The sequence below is a fragment of the Roseomonas sp. TF40 genome (assembly GCF_057219975.1).
Genome location: NZ_JBXVVR010000002.1, coordinates 503447 through 521743, shown reverse-complemented (window position 1 = coordinate 521743; position 18297 = coordinate 503447). Strand labels below are relative to the sequence as shown.

At 72.5% G+C, this 18297-nt stretch carries 15 protein-coding genes; 4 read left to right on the top strand and 11 right to left on the bottom strand.

What is annotated here, in order from left to right; genetic code table 11:
• Positions 1-6 precede the first annotated feature (6 nt).
• The 3 genes from AC2D9U_RS08505 to AC2D9U_RS08495 are packed head-to-tail and all read right to left on the bottom strand — an operon-like array spanning position 7 to position 4221.
• Complete coding sequence (locus tag AC2D9U_RS08505) at positions 7-1209, bottom strand: MFS transporter (RefSeq protein WP_484748044.1); 1203 nt, start codon at positions 1207-1209, stop codon at positions 7-9.
• Positions 1206-4025: a DNA polymerase I gene (polA, locus tag AC2D9U_RS08500; protein WP_484748043.1), complete on the bottom strand. Its 2820-nt coding sequence runs from the start codon at positions 4023-4025 to the stop codon at positions 1206-1208. The genes AC2D9U_RS08505 and polA overlap by 4 nt, the downstream gene beginning before the upstream one ends.
• Entirely contained in the window at positions 3997-4221 is a 225-nt protein-coding gene (locus AC2D9U_RS08495) for a zinc-finger domain-containing protein (RefSeq protein WP_484748042.1), read from the bottom strand. The genes polA and AC2D9U_RS08495 overlap by 29 nt, the downstream gene beginning before the upstream one ends.
• 48 nt (positions 4222-4269) lie before the next feature.
• Here AC2D9U_RS08495 and AC2D9U_RS08490 point away from each other — a divergent pair, with 48 nt between their 5' ends.
• Positions 4270-5295: an alpha/beta fold hydrolase gene (locus tag AC2D9U_RS08490; RefSeq protein ID WP_484748041.1), complete on the top strand. Its 1026-nt coding sequence runs from the start codon at positions 4270-4272 to the stop codon at positions 5293-5295.
• A gap of 1 nt (position 5296) precedes the next feature.
• Here the strand turns inward: AC2D9U_RS08490 and AC2D9U_RS08485 are convergent, their stop codons facing one another.
• Entirely contained in the window at positions 5297-6478 is a 1182-nt protein-coding gene (locus AC2D9U_RS08485) for an enolase C-terminal domain-like protein (RefSeq protein WP_484748040.1), read from the bottom strand.
• Positions 6479-6554: 76 nt separating this feature from the next.
• On the opposite strand from AC2D9U_RS08485, the gene AC2D9U_RS08480 reads away from it, so the two are divergent.
• Both AC2D9U_RS08480 and AC2D9U_RS08475 read left to right on the top strand, forming a co-directional pair.
• On the top strand, positions 6555-7331 hold the full coding sequence (locus AC2D9U_RS08480; protein WP_484748039.1) for an enoyl-CoA hydratase/isomerase family protein: 777 nt from the start codon (positions 6555-6557) through the stop codon (positions 7329-7331).
• A 44-nt stretch (positions 7332-7375) separates the two neighbouring features.
• Entirely contained in the window at positions 7376-8350 is a 975-nt protein-coding gene (locus AC2D9U_RS08475; RefSeq protein WP_484748038.1) for a Bug family tripartite tricarboxylate transporter substrate binding protein, read from the top strand.
• A 10-nt stretch (positions 8351-8360) separates the two neighbouring features.
• On the opposite strand, the gene AC2D9U_RS08470 is transcribed toward AC2D9U_RS08475, so the two are convergent.
• From AC2D9U_RS08470 to AC2D9U_RS08450, 5 genes are all read right to left on the bottom strand, one after another.
• Positions 8361-10058 (bottom strand): gamma-glutamyltransferase family protein, encoded by a 1698-nt coding sequence (locus AC2D9U_RS08470; RefSeq protein WP_484748037.1) that lies wholly within the window; start codon positions 10056-10058, stop codon positions 8361-8363.
• A gap of 31 nt (positions 10059-10089) precedes the next feature.
• Positions 10090-10542, bottom strand: coding sequence for a protoporphyrinogen oxidase HemJ (gene hemJ, locus AC2D9U_RS08465; protein ID WP_484748036.1), 453 nt, complete (start codon positions 10540-10542; stop codon positions 10090-10092).
• On the bottom strand, positions 10539-11216 hold the full coding sequence (locus AC2D9U_RS08460) for an HAD family hydrolase (protein ID WP_484748035.1): 678 nt from the start codon (positions 11214-11216) through the stop codon (positions 10539-10541). Before AC2D9U_RS08460 ends, hemJ begins: the two co-directional genes overlap by 4 nt.
• On the bottom strand, positions 11213-12361 hold the full coding sequence (hemH, locus tag AC2D9U_RS08455) for a ferrochelatase (RefSeq protein WP_484748034.1): 1149 nt from the start codon (positions 12359-12361) through the stop codon (positions 11213-11215). Before hemH ends, AC2D9U_RS08460 begins: the two co-directional genes overlap by 4 nt.
• Before the next feature lie 83 nt (positions 12362-12444).
• A complete protein-coding gene (locus AC2D9U_RS08450; RefSeq protein ID WP_484748033.1) occupies positions 12445-13578 on the bottom strand; it encodes an N-acetylmuramoyl-L-alanine amidase family protein in 1134 nt (377 codons plus the stop codon).
• Positions 13579-14343: 765 nt separating this feature from the next.
• Between AC2D9U_RS08450 and AC2D9U_RS08445 the strand changes: the two genes are divergently transcribed.
• Positions 14344-17244 (top strand): Rne/Rng family ribonuclease, encoded by a 2901-nt coding sequence (locus AC2D9U_RS08445; protein WP_484748032.1) that lies wholly within the window; start codon positions 14344-14346, stop codon positions 17242-17244.
• Positions 17245-17361: 117 nt separating this feature from the next.
• Here AC2D9U_RS08445 and AC2D9U_RS08440 read toward each other — a convergent pair whose 3' ends face one another.
• Positions 17362-17757 carry a helix-turn-helix domain-containing protein gene (locus AC2D9U_RS08440; RefSeq protein WP_484748031.1) on the bottom strand — a complete coding sequence of 132 codons (396 nt, stop codon included), beginning with the start codon at positions 17755-17757 and terminating at the stop codon, positions 17362-17364.
• The gene (locus AC2D9U_RS08435) at positions 17754-18296 is read right to left on the bottom strand and encodes a Smr/MutS family protein (RefSeq protein ID WP_484748030.1); all 543 of its coding nucleotides are present in this window, start codon (positions 18294-18296) and stop codon (positions 17754-17756) included. Before AC2D9U_RS08435 ends, AC2D9U_RS08440 begins: the two co-directional genes overlap by 4 nt.
• Position 18297 lies beyond the last annotated feature (1 nt).

The window sequence follows — 18297 nt, the reverse complement described above, 5'->3', positions numbered from 1 at the left end:
GCAGGGTTATCCCGGCGCGCGCCGCAGCTCCGGCAGGAAGGCCGCGAGCGCGGTGACCGCCATGAAGGCGGCGCCGAGCAGGAAGACCGCCGATGGCTGCCCCGCATCCATCAGCCAGCCGAACAGCACCGGCGAGATCACGCCGCCGATGTTGAAGCCCGTGGAGACCACGCCGAACACCGCGCCCGCCTGGCCCGGCGGTGCCGCGGCGCGCACCATCATGTCGCGCGAGGGCATGCACAGGCCGGACATGATGCCCGCGCTCGTCAGCACGATCACGGTCAGGATGCCCGGCATCGGCACCAGCGCGATGATCGCCGTCAGCAGGCTCGCCATCGCGAAGCCCGCGGCCGCGACGAAGCCGTGCCGCCGGAAGCGATCCGCCAGCCCGCCGCCGAGCAGCACGCCCACCGCCGAACCGGTGAGGAAGCCGGAGAGCGCGATGCTCGCGAGGCCCAGCGAGAGCCCGCCGCTCGCCACCAGCGCTGCCACGGCAAAGCCGTTCATGCCGCCGATGCTGAGCGCGATGAGCACGAAGAAGCCGGTGAGCCCGATGATCGCCGGGCTGAACACGCGCGCCGTGCTGCCCTTCGCCTTGGCGGCAGGGTTGCGCGCGTCGCGCGGGCAGAAGAGCCAGACGGCCAGCGCCGCGATCCAGGCGATCAGCCCCGCGCCGAACACCGCGCCCTGCACGCCGACCAGCGCCACGAGCCCGAGCATGAAGGCCGGCGCCGCCGCCCCCCCGAGATAGCCCGCAAAAGTGTGCAGCGAGAAGGCGCGGCCCATGCGCGTGCCGGAAATGCCGGCGTTGAGCAGCGCGTAATCCGCCGGGTGATAGACCGCATTGGCCAGCCCCGCGATCGCGCCCGCCGCGATCATCCAGGGATAGCCGCCGAAGAACGCAAAACCCGCATAGGCCGCGCCGCCCAGCACCAGCCCTGCCGTCAGCACGCGGCGCGGGCCGATGCGATCGACCAGGAAGCCCATCGGCGCCTGGGTGAAGGCGGAGACCAGGCTGAACACCGTGATGGCCAGGCCAAGTTCCACGAAGCTGACGCCAAGCTGCTCGCGCAGCAGCGGAAACAGCGGCGCGAAGACCAGCATGTGCAGGTGGCTGACGGCATGCGCCAGGCCCACCGCGCCCAGCGTGCGCCGCTCCGCCGCACTCCAGCCCGACTCCGCGGGCAGCGGCAGGGTTGCGGTGCTCAATGCGCTTCCGCCCAGGAGGCGCCGTGCCCGACCTCGACGCCGAGCGGCACGGAGAGCTGCGCCACATTCTCCATCACGGATTTCACCAGCGCGGCGGTGGCCTCGCGCTCCGCCACCGGCACTTCGAAGACGAGTTCGTCATGCACCTGCAGCAGCATGCGCGCGCCGAGCCCGGCTTCGCGCAGCGCGCGCGGCAGGCGCACCATGGCGCGCTTGATCACCTCGGCCGCCCCCCCCTGGAAGGGCGCGTTGATGGCGGCGCGCTCCGCGCCCCCGCGCCGCACGGGATCCTTGGAGGCGATGTCGGCGATCCAGAGCTTGCGGCCGAAGGGCGATTCCACATAGCCGCGCGTGCGCGCATCCTCCTTCAGCTTCTCCATGCAGGCGCGGATGCCGGGATATTGCGCGAAATAGGCGTCGATGATGGCGCGCGCCTCGCCCGGCCCGATGCCGAGCCGCGCGGCGAGGCCGAAGGCGGACATGCCGTAGATGATGCCGAAATTGATCGTCTTGGCGCGCCGCCGCGCTTCCTTGTCCACGGCCTCCGGCGCCAGGTGGAAGATGTCGGCGGCGGTGCGGGAATGGATGTCCTGGCCCTTCGCGAAGGCGTCCTTCAGCGCGGGCACGTCGGCGACATGCGCCAGGATGCGCAGCTCGATCTGGCTGTAGTCGGCGGCGACCAGCAGATGCCCCTCGCGCGCGACGAAGGCGCGGCGGATGCGCGCGCCTTCCTCGGTGCGGATCGGGATGTTCTGCAGATTGGGCTCGGAGGAGGAGAGCCGCCCGGTGGAGGTCACCGCCATGGCGAAATCGGTGTGCACGCGCCCTTCGGCATCCTGCGCCTGGGCGAGCGCGTCCACATAGGTGGATTTCAGCTTGGCGATCTGCCGCCAATCCAGCACGCGCCGCGGCAGCGCATGGCCCTGCGCGGCCAGTTCCTCCAGCACCGAGGCATCCGTGCCCCAGGCGCCGGTGAGCTTGCTGCGCTTGCCGCCGGGCAGTTTCTGCTCGTCGAACAGGATCTCGCCGAGTTGCTTGGGCGAGCCGACATTGAAGGGCCGGCCGGCAAGTTCGTGGATCTCGCGTTCGTAGCGACCCAGCTTCTCGGTGAAATCCTCGCCGATGCGGGCAAGCTCGGCGCCATCCACCTTGATGCCGGCGATCTCCATGTCGCGCAGCACGCCGACCATGCGGCGCTCCACCTGCTCATAGAGGGCCAGCGCCGGCGCGGTGCGCAGCTGCGGCTTGAGCAGATGCCACAGCCGCAGCGTGACGTCCGCATCCTCCGCCGCATAGGCCGTGGCCTTGTCGAGCGCCACCTTGCTGAAGGGGATGCGGTTGCGCCCGGTGCCGGTGACGCTGTCGAAGGGAATCGGCAGATGGCCGAGATGCTCGCGGGAGAGTTCATCCATGCCGTGGCCGGTGCGGCCGCAATGCATGGCGTAGGAGATCAGCATCGTGTCGTCGATCGGCGCCACATCGATGCCGCCATTCGCCGCGCGCTGCAGCACTTCCAGATCGTATTTCGCGTTGTGCAGCACCTTCAGCACTGCGGGTTCTTCCAGCAGCGGCTTCAACGCCGCAAGCGCCGCGTCGAAGCCGATCTGCTCGGGCGTGCCCGTGCCCATCAGGTCGCCGCTGCCCTCATGGCGCAGCGGCACGTAGCAGGCGCGGCCCGGGGCGATGGCCATCGAGAACCCGACGAGATTGGCCTTCAGCGCATCGAGGCTGTCGGTCTCCGTGTCGAAGCCCATCACGCCGGCGGCGCGTGCCTCGGCGATCCAGCCCTGTAAGGCGTCGAGCGTCGTGACGGTTTCATAGGGGCCGAAGGGCGCGGCCTCGGGCGGTGGCGCGGGCGCCTCGCTCGGCGCGCGCGGTGCCTGGCGCGTGACGGCCGAGGCCTCGCCCAGGCCGAGGCGCGCGAGCAGGCTGCGGAAGCCGTTCTCGCGCAGGAATTTCTCGAGCGTTGCCTGGGCCGGCGCGCGCACCGCCATCGCCTCCACGGGCAAGGGCAGCGGCGCGTTGGCGTCGAGCATCACGAGGCGGCGGCTGATGCGCGCCTTCTCGGCGTTCTGCTCCAGCGCCTCGCGCCGCTTGGGCTGCTTGATGCTGGCGGTGTTCGCCAGAAGATTCTCGAGGTCGCCATATTCGTTGATGAGCTGGGCGGCGGTCTTGATGCCGATGCCCGGCACGCCGGGGACATTGTCGGTGCTGTCGCCGGCCAGCGCCTGGACCTCCACCACCTTGTCCGGCGTGACACCGAACTTCTCCAGCACCTCGGCCTCGCGGATCGGCTTCTGCTTGATGGGGTCGAGCATCTCCACGCCCGGCCGCACCAGCTGCATCAGGTCCTTGTCGGAGGAGACGATGGCGACCTGGCCGCCCTGTGCGACGAATTCACGCGCATAGGCGGCGATCAGGTCATCGGCCTCGAAGCCCGGCTGCTCCACCTGCGCCACGCCCAGCGCCTCGGTCGCCTCGCGGATCAGGGCGAATTGCGGCACGAGCTCGGGCGGCGGCTCGGGGCGATGCGCCTTGTAGTCGGGGTAGAATTCGTTGCGGAAGGTGGTGCGCGCCGTGTCGAAGACCACGGCGATGTGGGTGGCGGAATTGCGCGCCAGGAATTGCGAGAGCATCTGCGTGAAGCCGAAGACGGCGTTCACATGCGTGCCATCGGGCCGCGTCATCGGCGGCAGGGCGTGGAAGGCGCGGAAGATGTAGCCCGATCCATCCACCAGGATCAGGCGCTGCTGCCCCGGCGCGACCGGCGCGACGGGGTCGGCGCCGTCAGTGATGGTGGTCGTCACCGGCCCCATCCGCGAGCACATAGGTGCGCGAGCAATAGGGGCAGGTCACCTGCTTGTCCTCGATCCGCAGATACACAAGCGGATGGCCCAGCGCGCCGCCGCCGCCATCGCAGCCCACGGCGCGGCTGGTGACTTCGATCCTCTCCTCCGGCGTCACGCCGGGCAGGGCGACCGGGGTGTAGCCGGTCTGGCGCGCATCGCGCATCGGGCATCTCCTGCAATCTTCGGCCGGAACATAGGGGCACCGGCCGCGATGGACCAGCCCGGCGCGGCGCGCTACCTCGGGCCCATGCGCCGGCTCGCCTTGCTCCTGCTGCTGCTCGCCACCGCCTGCGCCCCGGTGGTGATGCCGGCCGGGCCGAGCCTCGGCCCGCCGCGGCTGACGGAGGGCGCGATGATCGCCGCCGATGGCGCGAGCCTGCCCTTCCGGGTCTTCGCGCCCGAGAGCCCGCCGCGCGCGGTGATGCTGGCGCTGCACGGCTTCAACGACCATGGCGGCAACTTCCTCGCCGACAGCATCGCGGCGCTGCAGGCCGGCGGCGTGCTGGTCTATGCGCCGGATCAGCGCGGCTTCGGTCGCGCGCCGAATCGCGGCTACTGGGCGGGGGCGGAGACGCTGGCGGAGGATGCGGCGAGCCTCGCCACGCTGCTGCGCGCGCGGCATCCCAGCCTGCCCCTGGTGCTGCTGGGCGAGAGCATGGGCGGGGCCGTCGCCATCCTCGCCGCCGGGCATGCGCCCCCCGTGGATCGCTATGTGCTGCTCGCCCCCGCCCTGTGGTCGCGCGCGCAGATGAACGCGCTGATGCGCGGCGGGCTGTGGCTGGCGGGGCGGACCATGCCGGCCATGTCCTTCGGCGGCGGGGTGGGCGGCGTGGTCGCCAGCGACAATGACGCCGCCCTGCGCCGCCTGGCGCGCGACCCGCTGGTGCTGCGGCGCACGCGCGTCGATGCCGCGATGGGGCTGGTGGATCTGATGGACGCCGCCGCCCCGGCGCTGCCCGGCTGCTGCCTGGGCGCAGGCGGGGTGCGCGTGCCGGTGCTGCTGCTCTATGGCGCGCAGGATTCCGTGGTGCCGCCGCGCCCGACCCGCGCGGCGCTGCGCAGCATCCCGCCCGGGGCGCCGATCCGGCTCGGCGTCTATGCGGAGGGCTTCCACCTGCTGCTGGCGGGCAACAACCGCGCGGTGGTGGTGGGCGACATCCTGGCCTTCGCCGCGGATCCCGCCGCGCGCCTGCCCTCCGGCGCGGAGGAAGCCGCGCCGGCCTGGCTGAACAGGTGACTCAGTCGAGCGTCTTCAGCACCGCATGGAGTGCGTTCTTCGCCTCGAAGCCGATGCCCGGGATCGTGGGCATCCTCACGCGCCCCTCGACCACGGGCACGTCATCCGCGAAGCCGCCAAACGGGGCGAAGACCTCCGGATAGCTCTCATTGCCGCCGAGGCCGAGGCCGACGGCGATGTTCAGCGCGAATTGATGCCCGCCATGCGGCACGCAGCGCCGGCGCGACCAGCCATGGCCTGCGAGCATCTCCAGCGTGCGCAGATACTCGACCAGGCCATAGGAGAGTGCGGGGTCGAATTGCAGGATGTCGCGGTCCGGCCGCAGCCCGCCATGGCGGATCAGGTTGCGGCAATCGAGCATCGAGAACAGGTTCTCGCCCGTGGCAATCGGCGGGCCGTAATGCTCGGCCAGGGTCGCGTGGGTCGAGAAATCCAGCGGATCGAGCGGTTCCTCGTACCAGCGCAGGTTCATCGGCGCGAGGGCGGCGGCATAGGTCAGCGCGGCGTGCAGCCCGAAGCGGCCATTCACATCGACCGCGAGCTTCGACCCGTCGCCGCCCAGCAGCTTCAGCACGGCGGTGATGCGCGCCATGTCCTCGGCCAGTGCTTCTTTCAGGGGCGTGCCGGGCGCGCCGCCGATCTTCATCTTCACCGTGGCATAGCCCATGCCGAGATAGCGCTTCATCTCCTCGAGCAGCTGGTCCACGCCCTTGCCGGGGTAGTAGTAGCCGCCCGCCGCATAGACCCAGGCCGCCTCATCCGCCACGCCGCCATTGAAGCGGTTGGCGAGCAGCTTCCACAGCGGCAGGCCCTCGAGCTTCGCCGCGGCATCCCAAAGCGCCATGTCGAGCACGCCCACGGCCACGGAGCGCTCGCCATGCCCGCCGGGCTTCTCGTTCTTCATCATCGCGGCCCAGGCGCCGGCGGGGTCGAGCCTTCCGTCGGCGGCGGTGATCTGCGCCTCGCTGGCCTCGGTCAGGCGCGGGATGAAGCGCTCGGCCAGCAGGCCGGGCTGGGCGTAGCGGCCATTGCTGTTGAAGCCATAGCCGGTGGCGCGCCTGCCACCCTCGCCTTCCACCGTCACGGCGACGATGGACGCCGTCATCTTCGAGAAATCGATATAGGCGTTGGCGATGTCACTCGCGATGGGCGCGATGCCCTGCTTGACGCTGACGATGCGCATTGGCGGGTCCTCCGGAGGGGCGTCTTGTCGCGCGTGGCCAGGGCACGGCACAAGGGGGCCATCCGGAGGAACGATGATGCCCGACATCCTGCATGAGCTGCGCGGCCAGGTGGCCTGGACCACGCTCAACCGCCCGCAAGCCCGCAACGCCATGACCTTCGCCATGTATGAGGGGCTGGTCGAGCAGGCCGCAGTGGTCACCGCCGACCCCGCCATCCGCGCCTGGGTCATCACCGGCGCCGGCGGCAAGGCCTTCGCGGCGGGCACCGACATCAGCCAGTTCACCGAATTCAAGACCGGGCAGGATGCGCTGGACTACGAGAAGCGGATCGACCGCGTGCTTTCCGCCATCGAGGATTGCCCCAAGCCCGTCATCGCCGCCATCGCGGGCGCCTGCACGGGGGGCGGGCTTGGCATCGCGGGCGTGTGCGACCTGCGCATCGCCGCCGCCAATGCGCGCTTCGGCGTGCCGATCGCCAAGACGCTCGGCAATTGCCTCTCCATGGCGAACTACTCCCGCTTCGCCGCGCTGATCGGCCCGGCCCGGCTGAAGGAGCTGGTCTTCACCGCGCGGCTGGTGGAGGCGCCGGAAGCGCTCGCCCTCGGCCTCGTCACGGAAGTGCTGGAGACGCCCGAGGCGCTGGAGGCGCGCGCCATGGCGCTGGCCGAACACATCGCGGCCCTCGCGCCGCGCACGCTGACGGCGACGAAGGTGGCGCTGAAGCGCCTGCGCCTCGCCAATGGCGTGATCCATGGCGACGACCTCGTCACCATGTGCTTCGGCAGCGAGGACTTCCAGGAAGGTGTCGCGGCCTTCCTCGGCAAGCGCGCGCCCAACTGGACGGGGCGGTAAGCGCGCGCCATCCTGCCGCCAACCAAGGAAGGTTGGAGGAAACCATGCTGTCACGCCGGTCCCTGATGGTGGCCGCGGGGGCGGGCGCGCTGCCGCTCCCCGCGCACGCGCAAGGCGCGCCCTATCCTTCGCGGACCATCTCGCTGCTGGTGGGCTTCGCGCCGGGCGGGGGCACGGACATCATCTCCCGCCTGCTGCAGCCTGCGCTGCAGGAGGAATTCGGCCAGGCCATCGCCATCGAGAACCGCGCCGGGGGCTCGGGCACCATCGCCGCGACGCAGAATGCGCGCGCGCGGCCCGATGGCTACCAGATGCTGATGACCACCGTCAGCGCCTCGGCCGTCGTACCGCCGACGATGAAGCCGCCGCCCTTCGACATCATCGCCGACCAGACCGCGGTGGTGCTGGCCGGCACGGTGCCGCTGGTGGCGGTGGTGCCGCTGAGCTCGCCCGCGCAGACGATCGGGCAGTTCATCGCGCATGCGCGGGCCAATCCGGGCAAGCTCAACTACTCCTCCTCCGGTGTCGCGACGCAGCAGCACCTCGCGAGCGAGCTGCTCTCCTTCAATGCCGGGCTGACGATGCAGCACATCCCCTTCCGGGGCACGGGGCAGGCGGTGAACGAGATCCTGGCCGGGCGCATCGACATCGCGATCGACACGCTGCCGACCTACCTGCCGCATATCCGCGCCGGGCGCGTGCGCGCGCTGGCCACCACCATGCCCGCGCGGGTGCCCACCCTGCCGGACGTGCCGACCATCGCGGAGAGCGGCTTCCCCGGCTTCGATGCCGCCGTGTGGTACATGGTGATGGGCCCGCCCGGCCTGCCGAGCGCGGTCAGCGAGCGCTGGGTGGCGGCGGTGAACAAGGTGCTGGCCGAACCCGGCCTGCGCGCCCGCGTGGCCGAGGCCGGCTTCATCCCCGGCGGAGGAAGCAGCGCCGACGCGGCCGCGCTGCTGCGGCGCGACGCGGCGAAGTACGCCGAGGTCATTCGCCGCGCGAACATCCAGTTCGACTGAGCGCGCCCGGCTACTCCCCGGCCGCGACTCCGTCGCGCCGGGGATCGGCCGCGCCCTCCAGCCGGCCATCGGGCAGGCGGCGGACGATCTGCAGGCCGGTGTTCATCGGCACGACCCGCGGCGCATGGCCGAGCGCGGTGAGGGCCGCGGCCTGGCCGGCCAGCGCCGTGCCCTGCTCCAGCTCCACCACGCCGTTCTGCGCCCCGAAGCGCGGCCGGGCCGTGGCCTCGAAGGCGTCGCGCCCCTCGACCAGCAAGGCGAGCAGCGCCGCCGCCACCGCATCGGGAATGCGCGCGCCCCCGCCGGCGCCGAGCACGATCTCGGGCCGGCCATCGGCGCCGAAGACCATGCTGGGCGCCATGGTGGTGGCCGGGCGCTTGCCCGGCTCCAGCCGGTTCTGCGCGAGGCGGCCGGGCGGGCCGGGCAGGGTGGCGAAATTGGTCAGCCCGTTGTTGAGGCTGGCCCCCATCGCCACCAGCTCGGCGCCGAAATTGAGGTTGTTGGTGGTGGTGAAGGCCAGCGCCTCGCCACCCGCCGTCAGGATCGACACCTGCGTCGTCGCCGCCTCGGCCATGGGGTCGCCGGGCAGGGGCAGGGGCAGGGGCAAGGCGCCGTGGCGCTGCGGCGGCAGGCCGGGCTCGGCCTCGGCCATCGCCCGGTCGGGCGCGACCAGCGCGGCGCGGCCGGCGAGGTAGAGCGGGTCGAGCAGCCCCGCCAGCGGCACCGCCACGCGGTCCGGGTCGCCCACCCAATGGCGGCGATCGGCGCGGGCCAGGCGGCTGGCCTCGAGGAAGAGATGCGTCGCCGCCACGCTGCCGGGCGGCGCCTGCGCCAGGCCGATGCGCTCGCCGATGGCCAGCGTCTGCAGCACCGCGAGGCCGCCCGAGGCCGGCGGGGCGGCGGTGCAGATGCGCCGGCCGAGGATCTCGGCGCAGAGCGGGTCGCGCTCCACCGCGCGATAGGCTGCGAGGTCGGCCGGGGTGATCCAGCCGGGCAGCGGATGCGCGGCCGTGCTGGCCAGCAGCGCCGCGCCGAGTGCCCCGCCATGCAGGGCGCGCGGGCCCTCCGCCGCCAGCAGGCGCAGCGCCGCCGCCTGGTCGGGGTTGCGCAGCGGCGCGCCGGCCGGCTTGGGCGTGCCGTCGGGGTCGAAATACAGCGCCCGGAGCGCCGGCACGGCGCGCAGCTCCGCCGCGCGGTTCCGCAGCACCTGCGCGAGGTAGGGCGGCAGGGGGAAGCCCTGCTCGGCCAGGGCGATGGCCGGCGCGAAAAGCCCCGCCCAGGGCAGGCGGCCATGCTGGCCATGCGCCAGGGCCAGCGCCGCGATGGCGCCGGGCACCGCAACGGCGCGGCCGCTGCGCTCCACGGCGGCGGCGCGCAGCCCGCCCTCGACCAGCGAGGCCGGGCTGGCGGCGGGCGCGCTGGCGATGCCCTCATAGAAGCGCAGCCGGCCCTGCGCCGGGTCCCAGACGAGCAGCAGCGCCCCGCCCAGGATCCCGCTGGCATGGGGCTCGACCACCGAGAGCACGGCCTGCGCGGCGATGGCCGCATCCACCGCGCCACCCCCGGCGCGCAGCGTGGCCAGCGCCGCCGCGGTGGCGTGCGGGCTGGCGGTGGCGACCATCCGGCTCGCATGGCGCGCGGGCTCGGCCCCGGCGGGCGGGGCGAGGAGCATCGGCAGCAGGAGAAGGGGAAGCAGGAGGTGACGCATCATCGGCTCCGCCGCGCGCCCCCCGGCTTGCTCAGAAGGGCTTGGCGATGACCATGAAGACGATGAGGATCATGAGCAAGGTCGGCACCTCGTTCATGATGCGCCAGCCGCGTTCCGTGCGCGGGCGGCCATCCGCGGCGAAGGCCTTGCGCGCCTTCGCCAGATCCATGTGGAACCAGGTCATGCCGAGCACCGCGGCGAGCTTCAGGTGCCACCAGCCGCCGCGCCAATCCACCACGCCCGGCGTCAGGATCAGCAGGATCGCGAAGATCCAGGCGGCGATCATCGCCGGGTTCATGATCGCCTTGAGCAGCCGCCGCTCCATCACCTTGAACAGTTCGGAGCGCACATCCCCCACCGGCACTTGCATGTGGTAGACATAGAGCCGCGGCAGGTAGAACAGCCCCGCCATCCAGGCGAAGACGGCGATCAGGTGCAGCGACTTCGTCCAGACATACCAGGGGGCGAGGAAATCCAGCGTCACCTTGCCACGGCCTCCGTGATGCCAAGCAGCGCCGGCAGGTCGGCCATGTCGCCGAAGGGCTCGGCGCCGACCGCCGCCAGCGCCGCCTGATGCGCGCCATGGCCGTAGCCGAGCACGCGGCAGCCCGCCGCCCTGCCGGCCCGGGCCCCCGTCACGCTGTCCTCCACCACCACGCAGTCCTGCGCGGCGACGCCGCAGGCCTCGGCGGCGGCGCGGAACATGTCGGGGGCGGGCTTCGGCCGGTCCACATCGTCGCGGCTGAAGGCGCGGCCGCGGAAGGTGTCCACAAGGCCCATCTGGCGCAGCTTGGTGGCGAGTTCGGGACGGGAGGAATTGCTCGCCACCGCCACCGGGATGCCGGCGGCCAGGATGGCGTCCAGCGCGCCCAGCACGCCCGGGATCGGCACGACTTCCTCGTTCAGCGCGTGCATGACGCGGCGCACGAGGTCGTCCAGGAAGGTCGGCGGCACGGCGTCGGGGCCGAGCCGGTCATGCAGCTTCGGCAGGATGCCTTCCCAGGAGAGGCCGATAAACAGGCGCTCGCAGGTCTGCGCATCCATCTCCCAGCCGAGCGCGGTGATCTCCTCGGCCATGATGCGGTTGTGCATCGCCTCGGTATCCGCCAGCACGCCGTCGCAGTCGAACAGGACGGCGGCAGGAGGTTTGCGGCTCAACCCGCCATTTCCTTCTCCTGCGGCGCGCGGGCGCCGGCGCGGGCATGGGGGCAATCCTTGTGCGGCTTGGGGCATTGCCGGGCGCCGGCGAAGGAACACAGGCTGCGCCCCTCCGCCTGCCGGCGCCGCCGCGCGGCGCGCACCAGATCGGCCAGCGCGCCGATGAAGCCGGGATCGGAATTCTGCGCCGGCGAGCGGAAATAGGCCGGCACGCCGAGCTTCTCGGCTTCCTCGCGATACTCGATGTCGAGCTCGACCAGGGTTTCCGAATGTTCGGAGGTGAAGGCGATGGGCACCACCAGCACCGCCACCTTGTCATGGCCGGCGCGTTCCAGCTCATCCTCGGTGGAGGGGCCGATCCATTTCTGCGGCGTGACGCGCGACTGGTAGCAGACGATGTGGTCGAGATCGGGCAGGTCGAGCCGCGCCACCACCTGCGCCACCGTCTGCTCGACCTGCCATTGATAGGGGTCGCCGGCGGTGACGATGCTCTCGGGCAGGCCATGGGCGCTGAACAGCACGCGCAGATGGATGGCGGGGTCGAGTTCCGCGCGCGCCTTCACATAGGCGTCCTTCACCATCGCCGCCGTGGCGTCGGCGAAGGCGGGGTCGGAGTGGAAGCAGCAGACGGTGGTGGTCTGCGCCTTCAGCCCGGCCTTGGCGGCCGCGCGGTCCCACTCGGCCACGGAGCTGCCGGTCGTGGTGGTGGAGTATTGCGGGTAGAGCGGCAGCAGGATGATCTCGTCCGGCGCCCAGGCCTTTACCGCGCGCGCCGTCTCGTCGCTCATCGGGTGCCAGTAGCGCATGGCGATGAACAGCTTCACCTCGGCCTCGCCATCCGCGGAAAGCCGGGATTCGAGGGCGGCCGCCTGTTCCTCGGTGAGTTCGCGCAGCGGCGACTTGCCGCCAAGGAAGGCGTAGTTCTCGCTGGCCGGCTTGGTGCGGCGCCAGGCGATCAGCCGGCCGAGCCAGGGGCGCACCCAGCCGGGCACGCGCAGGATGGCGGGGTCGGTGAACAGGTTGACCAGGAAGGGCCGGATGCTCTCCGGCGCATCGGGCCCGCCGAGGTTGAACAGGACCACGGCCAGGCGCGGCCGGGCGGCGCCGGCCCTCGGGGAGGCCTCAACGGGGATGGGGAGATCCATGATGCCCCGGACATGCCACGTCGCGGCGCAGGGTCAAGGGTGGGAAGACGCCGCGGCGCAGGAATCCCACAAGCGGGGTCGGATTATCCCGCCGCCGCCAGCGCCTCGGGCTGGCCGGCGCGGGCCAGCCAGGCGTTGATCGCCCGGGTCAGGGCGCGCGCCACCTTGGCGCGATGCTCGGGCCGGCGCAGCGCGGCCTCATCCTGGGGGTTGGAGAGGAAGCCCATCTCGACCAGCACGGAGGGGATCTCGGGCGCCTTCAGCACCAGGAATCCGGCCTGGCGATGGGTGTTGGGCAGCAGGGGCACGTCCTGCCCCAGCTCACTCACCACCAGCCGCGCCATGCGCGCCGAACCCGCCCGCGTCTCCGCCCGCATTAGCGAGAGAAGGATGGCCTGCACCTCGGGCGAGACGGAGGGCAGGCGCAGCCCGCCGGCGCGGTCCGCCAGGTTCTCCCGCCGCGCCAGGGCCAGGGCCAGCGGGTCGCTGCCCTCGCCCAGGGTATAGACGCTCGCGCCGCGCGCGCCCGGCGCGCTGTCGGCGTGCAGGGAGACGAACAGCGCGGCCTCCCGCCGCCGCGCGAATTCCACGCGGTCGCCGAGCGGGATGAAGCGGTCATTGCTGCGGGTCATGGCCACGCGGCAGCGCCCGGCGGCCTCAAGCTGGCGGCGGAGTTCCTCGGCCGCGGCCAGGACGATGCGCTTCTCCTGCGTGCCGGCGCCGCCGATCGTGCCCGGGTCGCGCCCGCCATGGCCGGGGTCGAGCACCACCAGCGGCAGGGTGGCGGCGCGCCCGCCCTCGGCGAGGGGGGTGCGGCTGCTGGCGGCGCGGGTGAAGGCGGCGGCGGCGCCCGGGGCGGAGCCGGGGGCGATCTCGATCACCAGCCGGCCCTCGGATTCGGCCGCACGGCGGATGGCGACGGGGCCGGTGAGGTCGAGGCTGAGCTGCCCGCCGGCATGGCGCCCGCCGCGCACCGGCCCGGCCGCCGGCAGGCGGGGCCCGGCGCGCCAGGGCTGGCCCGGCAGGTCGAGCAGCAGGCGCGGCGGCGCCTCGGCCGCGCCCAGGCGCCAGCGTGCGCCGGGCGGCAGGCGAAGCGTCAGCCGGGCGCCGCTGCCCTCGAGGGGCGTGAGCGTGGCCTCGGTGACGGCGGCTTGGGCCGGTGGTGGCAGGGCGGCGAAGCCCGCCAGCAACCCCGCCAGCCCGCGACGTCCGAGCATGGTGACATAACCCCCTGGGCCCCGTCCCCCGACAGGACCTCGGGAAGAAATATCACGGCCGTCGCGGGGTTTGCCACCTTTGCTTCAGAGCCAGCCTCAACCCTGGGCTGTATCATGGCGCGAATGCCACACCGCGCCTTGTGAAGACCCCTCAGCCGGCCTATGGTGCCCTGCCCCGGTGGCGACCGCCTCCGGCGGGGTTCTTCGTGTTCGCGTGGCCCCCCTGTGCCTGCACCCTGCCCGATCCGTGGCGGGCCTGCATGGGGAATTCAGGCCTGAGTCCTGGCATCGGGTCCGGTCATGTGCCGGGCCGCGTTGCGCCAGGTGCCGCGACGCCACCCCTGCCGGTGCGGCAGACGTTGGCGCGACGATCCCCGACCGATCCCTCGGCCCCGGATATCGCGCCGGCCCGCGCCACCCGCCCGTTGCGCCTGCGACCGGCGCCCCCAGCCATCGGCTGTCCCCAGGGAATCCCCCGGGGCCATACCGAGGGGGTGCCGTGCGAAGGGTGTCCGGGGCATCGCCTGGCGTGCCAAACCGGGATCGGCCGGCCTTCGGGGACTCCCTCCCCCGCGGCGGCGTCGGTCCCCCGAAACCCACCAGGGCCGCGCCCCGCGCGTGCCCGCCGAGACGAGGACCGGATCGCCGCCGCATGGACAGCTCCACGCCGCCGCTCCGTCTTGTCCCGGGCCTCCCCACCCCCTTTCGCCGCCTGTCGCGCGCGGGGCCGAGACCCCGACCGCCTGGCGCGGAGACCCTACGCCCATGACCAAGCGCATGCTGATCGACGCATCCCACCCCGAGGAAACCCGGGTTGTGGTGCTGGACGGCACCAGGCTCGAAGCCTTCGACATCGAAAGCGCCAACCGCAAGCCGCTGAAGGGCAACATCTACCTCGCCCGCGTCGTGCGGGTGGAACCCAGCCTGCAGGCGGCATTCGTTGAATACGGTGGCAACCGCCACGGCTTCCTCGCCTTCGGGGAAATCCACCCCGACTACTACCAGCTCCCCGTCGCCGACCGGCAGCGCCTGATCGAGATGCAGCAGGCCGAGGCGCGCGAGGAGCGTGAGCGCGAGGAGGCCGAGGACGCCGCCCGCGCCGGCGACCCGAGCCTGCAGGCCGCGCTGGAGGCCGCCGCCGCCGCCGCCGATGCGGCCGAGGCCGCCGCCGAGCGCCGCGCCGACGTGGCCGAGGCCGAGCAGGCCCTGGTGCTTGAGCAGGATGCCGCGCCGACCGCCGAGAGCCTGGAGCAGGATGAGGTCGCCGCCGTCGCCGCCGAGGCCGCCGCCGTGCAGGCCGGCGAGCCGGGCGAGGAGAGCGCCGAACCGGTCGCCACCGAGGAGTCCGGCCCCGAGGAAACGGCCCCCGAGGACAGCAACGCCGCCGAGGAGGTCGAGAGCATCGGCGCCGCCGAGGCCCCGCCGCCCGAGATGGTCGGCGGCAGCACCGAGGACGACGCGCGCGAGCGCCGCATCCCGCCGCGCTTCCTGCGCCACTACAAGATCCAGGAAGTGATCAAGCGCCGCCAGATCATGCTGATCCAGGTGGTGAAGGAGGAGCGCGGCTCGAAGGGTGCGGCGCTGACCACCTACATCTCGCTCGCCGGCCGCTTCTCGGTGCTGATGCCCAATTCGCCGCGCGGCGGCGGTGTTTCCCGCAAGATCACCTCGGCCGCCGACCGCAAGCGCCTGCGCGAGATCATCGACGAGCAGCAGCTGCCCGAAGGCATGTCGCTGATCGTGCGCACCGCCGGCGCCCAGCGGCCCAAGCCCGAGATCAAGAAGGATTGCGAATACCTTCTCAAGCTCTGGGACAGCATCCGCGAGCGCACCTTCGCCTCCACCGCCCCCGCGCTCATCTATGAGGAAGCGGACCTCATCAAGCGCTCGATCCGCGACGTCTTCGCCAAGGATGTCGAGGAAGTGCTGGTGGATGGCGAGGACGCCTACCAGGAAGCGCGCGACTTCATGCGCATGCTCATGCCCTCGCACGCCACCAAGGTCCGCGCCCCGCGCGACGGCGTGCCGCTCTTCGCGCGCTACAATGTGGACCAGGCGCTGGATGCGATGCATTCGCCCAATGTCCAGCTCAAGTCCGGCGGCTACATCGTCATCAACCAGACCGAGGCGCTGGTCGCGATCGACGTGAACTCCGGCCGCGCGACGCGCGACCGCGACATCACCGACACCGCACTTCGCACCAATTGCGAGGCGGCGGAGGAGATCGCCCGGCAGTTGCGCCTGCGCGACCTCGCCGGCCTGATCGTCATCGACTTCATCGACATGGATTCGGCGAAGCATGACGCGGTGGTGGAGCGCCGGCTGAAGGAGGCGCTGAAGCAGGATCGCGCGCGCATCCAGGTCGGCCGCATCAGCCATTTCGGCCTGCTCGAGATGTCGCGCCAGCGGCTGCGCCCCTCGGTGGTCGAGCACGCCTACGTCACCTGCCCGCATTGCGACGGGCGCGGCATCGTCCGCTCGGTCGAGAGCAGCGGGCTGCAGGCGCTGCGCGCGATCGAGGAGGAGGGCGCGAAGCGCCGCGCCGCGGAGATCGTGGTGCACCTGCCCTCGCCGGTCGCCTTCTGGCTGCTCAACCGCAAGCGCGAGCGGCTTGGCCAGATCGAAAGCCGCTTCGGCATGGCCGTGCTGCTCGCCGCCGACGACACGCTGATCGCCCCCGCGCTGCGCATCGAGCGCACCCGCGCCGCCAACCCCGACGCCATCGCCGAGCGCCCCGCCGCGCTGCGCATGGACTATGCCGCCGAGCCCGAGGAGATCGAGGCCGAGGCGGAGGAAGCGGCACCCGAGGCCGAGGCCGCGCCGCGGCGTGAACCCCGGGGCGAACCGCGCGGTGAGTCGAAGGGCCCGCCCGGCGAGACGGCCGAGGAAGGCCAGCGCCGCCGCCGCCGCCGCCGCCGTCGCGGCCGGCGCGACGGGGTGGAGGGCCAGTCCCTCGAAGGCCAGGGCGCCGAGGAGAATGAGGGCGAGGAAGGCGAGGAGAACGAATCGCCCGAAGCCGAAATCGCGAGCGAGATTGTCGCCGAGCTGACCGGCGAGACCGCCGCCGAGGCGCCTGCCGAGGCCGGTACCGAGGCCAGTGCCGAGGAAGGTGAGACCGAGGACGAGCAGGCCCGCCGTCGCCGTCGTGGCCGCCGGGGTGGCCGTCGCCGGCGCGAGGAGGGCGAGGCCGAGGCCGCGCCCGAGGCCGAGATCCCGATCATCGCGGCCCCCCCGCCGCCGGTCGCCGCCGCGCCACGTCGCCTGCCGACGCCCGCCGATCCCTTCGCCGGGCAGATGGACGACCTGATGCAGGCCATGGAAGCCGCCGAGATGGCGGCCGAGGCCGAGGCCATGGGCCGCCGCGCCCAGCAGGCCGCCGCCGCCGAGCCTGCCGCCCCGCCGCCGCCGGCCGCGCCGGTTCCGGCGGAGCTGCCGGCCCCGGCCCCGGTGGAATCGCCGCCCCCGGCCCCCGAGCCCACGCCCACCCCTGTTCCGCAGGAATTGCCGCCGGCCGCATCGCCCGAGGTGGTGCCGGAACCCGTGCCGCCGCCGCCGGCCCCGCCGGAGGTCATCGCCGCCCCGCCTGTCGCGCCGATCGTGCTCGATGAGGCGGCCGCCGCCGCCCTGCCGCGCAAGCGCGGCTGGTGGCGCGCGCCCGGGTCGTAGAGCACGCTGCGTTCTGATGAACGCAGCTCGTGCTCTGGAAATCATTGAATCTAGAGCAAGAAATGCGTTCAGCGTCGCGGCAGCGCCGCGACCCAGCTGAACGCATATTGCTCTAGGCTACCGGCCCGCTGCGCGGCGCAGCCGGGGTTTCTCCGGCGGCGCCTCGCGGTCGAGCAGCGCATGCATGGCGGCGACGGTCTGCGGGCTGAGCTTGCGGATCGACTCCGCGAGGCGATTGGCCAGCGCCGTCGCCTCCGGCGTCAGCCCCGCCGTGTCCAGGCTGACCTTGGGGTGGGAGAGCTTGGCGAGTTCCGAAAGCTCCCCCGCCTCATCCCAGATCAGGCCGAAGAACTCGTTCACCTGGTGCACCAGCCCCGCCGAGGGCCGTCCGCGATGGCCGTGCTCCAGCGCGGAGAGATAGGCGGAGGAGACCTGGAGATGCGCCGCCATCGCCTTCAGCGTCACGCGGCGCTGCCGGCGGAGTTGGCGTAGGCGGGCCCCGAAAGGGGTCATTTGTGAATCCGCTTGCGCCGCAGCAGCAGGTTCACCGCGCCCGAATTGGTCGGGTGCGGATGCGCCGCGCCGAGCACCAGCGGCCTCAGATCGGCGGCGTTCAGCCAATGCGGCAATTCGCGCTTGAGGATGCCGCCCTCGGGCTGCGGGCCCTTGCCGGTGACGATGGTGACCGAGCGCACGCCATCGGCCGCCGCATCCTGCAGGAAGTGGCGCAGCGCCGCATGGGCGTCATTCACCCGCCGCCCATGCAGATCCAGCACGCGCTCGCTGCGCTCATCGCCGCGCTTCAGCGCCCGCCAACGCCGCCGGTCGAGCCCGCCGGGCTGCTCGCCGATGCGGATCTCGGGCGGCCTGACCTGCATCGGCCGTGGCGCGGGGTTGTGGTGCGCGACCGGCGCGGGCGGCGGCGGGGGCGCGGGCGGGGCCTCGGGCGCGGCGGGGCGCTGATGGCCGAAGAGGGGCCGGATCTCGGCCGTGACCGCGTGCCAGAGGGCAAGATCCGCCTTGCTCAGGCCCTTCGGGCGGCGCCGCTGCATG

Bases quoted from the DNA above. Each gene is read 5' to 3' on its own strand.
- AC2D9U_RS08485 (WP_484748040.1), bottom strand. From the start codon at position 6,478: ATGCGCATCGTCAGCGTCAAGCAGGGCATCGCGCCCATCGCGAGTGAC.
- AC2D9U_RS08480 (WP_484748039.1), top strand. From the start codon at position 6,555: ATGCCCGACATCCTGCATGAGCTGCGCGGCCAGGTGGCCTGGACCACG.
- AC2D9U_RS08445 (WP_484748032.1), top strand. From the start codon at position 14,344: ATGACCAAGCGCATGCTGATCGACGCATCCCACCCCGAGGAAACCCGG.
- AC2D9U_RS08440 (WP_484748031.1), bottom strand. From the start codon at position 17,757: ATGACCCCTTTCGGGGCCCGCCTACGCCAACTCCGCCGGCAGCGCCGC.
- hemH (WP_484748034.1), bottom strand. From the start codon at position 12,361: ATGGATCTCCCCATCCCCGTTGAGGCCTCCCCGAGGGCCGGCGCCGCC.
- AC2D9U_RS08450 (WP_484748033.1), bottom strand. From the start codon at position 13,578: ATGCTCGGACGTCGCGGGCTGGCGGGGTTGCTGGCGGGCTTCGCCGCC.
- AC2D9U_RS08490 (WP_484748041.1), top strand. From the start codon at position 4,270: ATGGACCAGCCCGGCGCGGCGCGCTACCTCGGGCCCATGCGCCGGCTC.
- AC2D9U_RS08475 (WP_484748038.1), top strand. From the start codon at position 7,376: ATGCTGTCACGCCGGTCCCTGATGGTGGCCGCGGGGGCGGGCGCGCTG.
- AC2D9U_RS08495 (WP_484748042.1), bottom strand. From the start codon at position 4,221: ATGCGCGATGCGCGCCAGACCGGCTACACCCCGGTCGCCCTGCCCGGC.
- AC2D9U_RS08470 (WP_484748037.1), bottom strand. From the start codon at position 10,058: ATGCGTCACCTCCTGCTTCCCCTTCTCCTGCTGCCGATGCTCCTCGCC.
- AC2D9U_RS08435 (WP_484748030.1), bottom strand. From the start codon at position 18,296: ATGCAGCGGCGCCGCCCGAAGGGCCTGAGCAAGGCGGATCTTGCCCTC.
- polA (WP_484748043.1), bottom strand. From the start codon at position 4,025: ATGGGGCCGGTGACGACCACCATCACTGACGGCGCCGACCCCGTCGCG.